Raw genomic sequence first — 3,878 nt, 5'->3', positions numbered from 1 at the left:
TCGTGCAAAAACGACGCCGCCCGCAACGGCGTGCTACCGGCCATTGCCGAGCACGGCGCCCGCCTGCTGACGGAATGTCGCGTAGTGCGTTTGGATGCGGACCGCACCAGGGTCCGGGAGGTGTTCTGCGAGCATCGTTCCGGCATGCTGACGCTGAAGGCCAAGGTCGTGGTGCTGGCCGCCGGCGCTCTGGCCACTCCGGTGCTCTTGCTCAATTCCCGGTCGGGCGATTGGCCGCGCGGTCTGGCGAACGGCTCAGACTGGGTGGGGCGGAACTTAATGCGACATCTACTCGACCCGATCGAAATCTGGCCGCAACCCGGACACAAGACCGCAGCCGCGAACAAGGAGATCGGCCTCAACGATTTCTACTACTGGGAGGGCCAAAAATACGGCACCGTACAGTCCTTCGGCGCGATACCTCCGATGGAGTGGCTGAGCAACCGTCCCGGCGGGCGGGGGAGGGCGATGCGCCTGATGAGCCCGGCGGTCCGCCGAGTCTACGAGCGGTTCTTCACCGGCGGACTGATCATGGCCGCCATGCTGGAAGACCTGCCTTATCTGGACAACCGTGTCCTGCCGAGCGGTCGTCTGAGCTCGGACGGTCGCCAACGGCTACGGATGCGATATCGCTTGCACGCCAGTGAAATCGAACGCCGCGCAGCGTTTTTGCGGCAGTTGAAGGAGCTGTTCAAGCCGTTTCGTACGGTTACTCTGGGGAGCGGCAAAGACAACGCGAATCTGGGCCACGTCTGCGGCACCTGCCGCTTCGGTACCGATCCCGAGACGAGTGTGCTCGACCCACAAAACCGGGCGCACGAAGTCGACAACCTTTATGTGGTCGACACGTCGTTCTTCCCCTCGAGCGCCGGTTTGAATCCGAGTTTGACGGTCGCGGCCAACGCCTTGCGGGTGGCCGCACACGTGAACGAGGCGCATTTCGCCACCTGACCGGATCGATCGCCCGCCTCAACGTGTTGGGATGGCGCTTCTCTCGTGGGACGAATAGAGGGCAGGGTCCTATCGGTTTCGATGTTTCGTGCGAAATCCATTACTGCGCAACGAGACGGATCGTGTTCGTCGTGAGCCGATAGGATCCACTACATGGATCTGTTCGTGCGCGAATACGGTCCGGTCGGGGCGCCCGCCATTGTTTTTCTTCACGGCGGCAAGATGAGCGGCTGGTCTTGGGAGCCCGTGGTCCAGCGAATGCAGGGATACCACTGTCTGGTTCCCGATCTTCCCCAGTACGGCAAGAGCTTTCAGCACGGACCATTCGAGATGGGACGAGCTGCCGATGCGGTGGCAGAGCTCATTCGCTCCCGGGTGGGCAGCGGTCGGGCGCACGTGGTGGGGTTCTCGCTCGGGGCCCAGGTGGGGGTGCAGCTGCTGGCGACCGAGCCAAATCTCGTCGACCGGGCGGTGCTGTGTGGGACGGTCATCAACACGACGCCGTGGGTACGGTCGACGCAGCTCCTGCTCGGGACGATCTCTCGTAACACATTTTATCGTTGGGTGGTCCGCCGCTATCGGAATGCCCGCCATGCGCCGATTCCCTCGGCGAAGATCGCTGAATATCGCGAGGATGTGCGTCTCGTTAAGGGCGCACAGTTCGCCGACATCGTCGTGGCTTCCTCGGGGTTCACTCTTCCCGAGGGACTCGACAAGTCGGATTCGCCGACGTTGTTTCTCACCGGCGCCAAGGAGGCGGGGTTCGTGCGACGCTGGGCTGCAGCGCTCGCGCAGCCAATGCCCAACGGAGTCGATAGGATCGCAATCGGTATGCGCCACAACTGGCCCCTGTACCATCCAGACCTGTTCTCGCGCACCGTCAACGGCTGGCTCACCGGAGGTGCCCTGCCTCCCGAGATCGCTCCGCCGAACTCGGACCGTCGCTGATCGTCCGCACACTTTCTCCGGACCGGTGTCAGCCGCCGGATTCGGCTGCAGCACGGTAACCGCGGACGGCCAGTGGTCCGACCACTGCGCCGAGACCAACAGCCCACCCAACGGTCAGCAGCAGCGGCCACACGGCGGGACCACCTTGAGCAAGCGCCCGCATGGATTCAATCGTTGGTGCCATCGGCTGCAGCGGGATCAGTGGCCGGATCCACGATGGCAACATTTGAACGGGAGTAACACCAGAGCTGGAGAACACCAAGGTGACGGACGGCACCGATAGCCAGACGAGCAGGGCACTGCTCTTCGAACGCACCGCGATCGCTATTACTGCCGTTGAGAAGATGACCACTACCAGCACCGGAACCAGAATGAACGGGATCACCGCGAGCCAGCCGCCTTCAAATCGAAGGCCGAGCGCAACGCCTACCGCTGTGATCAGTACGGTACCCACCAACGTACGCGCAGCCTCGGCAAGCAGCCTGCCGATCAGGGCGCTGGCCCGGTTGACGGGCAACATCCACAGTTGACTGAGCAGACCGCTATCGCGTTCGGCGATGATGGTGAGACCGGCTCCAAGCGCCCCGAACATCGCACCGGCCACGGCGCACATCGGCACCAAGCCGTAGAGACTGTCCGTGCCGGTGAGTCTCACTATTGATTTGCCGACCAGCAGTTTGTAGGCAATCAGAAAAAAGGTCGGGAACAGCAGAGCCTGTATCGGCACCGTCGGCGCGCGCCGCCACCGGGTGAATAGCCGGCCGGCGAATAGCAGACTTTCGCCGGCCAGTGAGCTCCGCACCGGTGTGTTCGCGGTCACTGCGTCCGCCGCTGCATCCGCACGGCGAATGCGCCGAACACCACCAGCAGCCCAAGGCACCAGGCCAAGCTGGTCGCCAGATTGCTCAGCACGACATGGCCGTTGGCGAGCCCACGCATGGTTTCGGTCACCTGTGAGACAGGCTGGTAGCGCACGAACGGATGCAGCCAGTCGGGGAACGCGTCGGCCGGCGCCATCCCGGTGGACAGCATGACCAGCAGCAGTTGGGGAACTATGAGCAACTGACTGGCCGCCCCGCTGCTCCCGATCTCAGCCCCTGCGATCCCAGCCCCTGCGATCCCAGCCCCTGCTGCATCGGCACCGAGGGACAGTGCCAGCGTCAACGTCAGGACGAGAAAGGCGAAAGCCGCCGCGTAGAGGAATCCGCCGACGATTCGGAAGCCGAATAGGTAGCCGATTGCGATCGCGGCGAGCAGGGCGATAGCACCACGAAACAGGCAGTACAACATGCGAGCCGTCAGCGGCACCACCGCGGGTATGGGAAGTGTGCGGAGCCGAACCCCGAAGTCGGACCCCTGGTCTCGGGCAGCCCGGTCAACGGTTGTCAGCGCACCGAGCAGCATCGCCTGGACGATGATGACCGGTAGGAGGTACTGGGGGTAGCTCATCTGACCGGTGTCGATCACATTGCGCAGCGCGAAGTTGAAGACGACGAAGTTAGCGGCGGGCGCCAGAATCGCGAAGGGTAGATCGTCGTGCAGCGAGCCGAGCACCATGCGCTCGGTCAGAGCAATTACCGCCGTCACGCGGTGACACTCCCCGTGAGGTGCAGAAACGCCTCGTCCAGGGACGGCTTGCGCAGCGATATGTCGGCCAGCTCAACGCCAAGCCGGTCGACCCGGCGAAACACCTCGCTGAGCGTCGCAACGCCGCTTCCGTTGGACGCCAGCACCGACACGGTGTTCGCGTCGCGATCGACCTGGGCACCCTCGAGATCGGCAACCACGTCGAAGATCCTGCACAGGTCGGCCGGATTGGTGGGACTCACCGTGCAGTAGCTGAATCTCACGCGGCGTTTGAGGTCTTCGGCGGTCCCGCTGGCGATAACGCGACCTTCATTGATGACGACGATCGAATCGCTGAGCACGTCGGCTTCTTCGAGATACTGAGTGGTGAGCAGGACCGTGACGCCCTGGGC

General features: G+C 63.5%; 4 protein-coding genes and 1 pseudogene. 2 read left to right on the top strand and 3 right to left on the bottom strand.

Annotated elements, in window-relative coordinates; translation table 11 throughout:
• Together WAN02_RS34340 and WAN02_RS34335 are read left to right on the top strand one after the other, a co-directional pair.
• Nucleotides 1-951, top strand: a 951-nt coding sequence (locus tag WAN02_RS34340; protein ID WP_422269805.1) for a GMC oxidoreductase, incomplete at its 5' end; no start/stop codon positions are given.
• Nucleotides 952-1,104: 153 nt separating this feature from the next.
• On the top strand, nucleotides 1,105-1,899 hold the full coding sequence (locus tag WAN02_RS34335) for an alpha/beta fold hydrolase (RefSeq protein WP_422269804.1): 795 nt from the start codon (nucleotides 1,105-1,107) through the stop codon (nucleotides 1,897-1,899).
• 28 nt (nucleotides 1,900-1,927) lie between these two features.
• Here the strand turns inward: WAN02_RS34335 and WAN02_RS34330 are convergent, their stop codons facing one another.
• The 3 genes and pseudogenes from WAN02_RS34330 to WAN02_RS34320 form a co-directional block, all read right to left on the bottom strand.
• Nucleotides 1,928-2,719, bottom strand: a complete 792-nt coding sequence (locus WAN02_RS34330) for an ABC transporter permease (protein WP_422269803.1) — start codon at nucleotides 2,717-2,719, stop codon at nucleotides 1,928-1,930.
• Entirely contained in the window at nucleotides 2,716-3,486 is a 771-nt protein-coding gene (locus WAN02_RS34325; RefSeq protein ID WP_422269802.1) for an ABC transporter permease, read from the bottom strand. Before WAN02_RS34325 ends, WAN02_RS34330 begins: the two co-directional genes overlap by 4 nt.
• A pseudogene (locus WAN02_RS34320) lies at nucleotides 3,483-3,878 on the bottom strand (daunorubicin/doxorubicin resistance ABC transporter ATP-binding protein DrrA); the annotation flags it as partial. The gene WAN02_RS34325 and the pseudogene WAN02_RS34320, both read right to left, overlap by 4 nt.

The organism is Mycobacterium sp. (assembly GCF_049281135.1).
Lineage (GTDB): Bacteria > Actinomycetota > Actinomycetes > Mycobacteriales > Mycobacteriaceae > Mycobacterium.
This window is presented reverse-complemented; position numbering and strand designations above follow the sequence as displayed.

Bases quoted from the DNA above. Each gene is read 5' to 3' on its own strand.
- WAN02_RS34335 (WP_422269804.1), top strand. From the start codon at position 1,105: ATGGATCTGTTCGTGCGCGAATACGGTCCGGTCGGGGCGCCCGCCATT.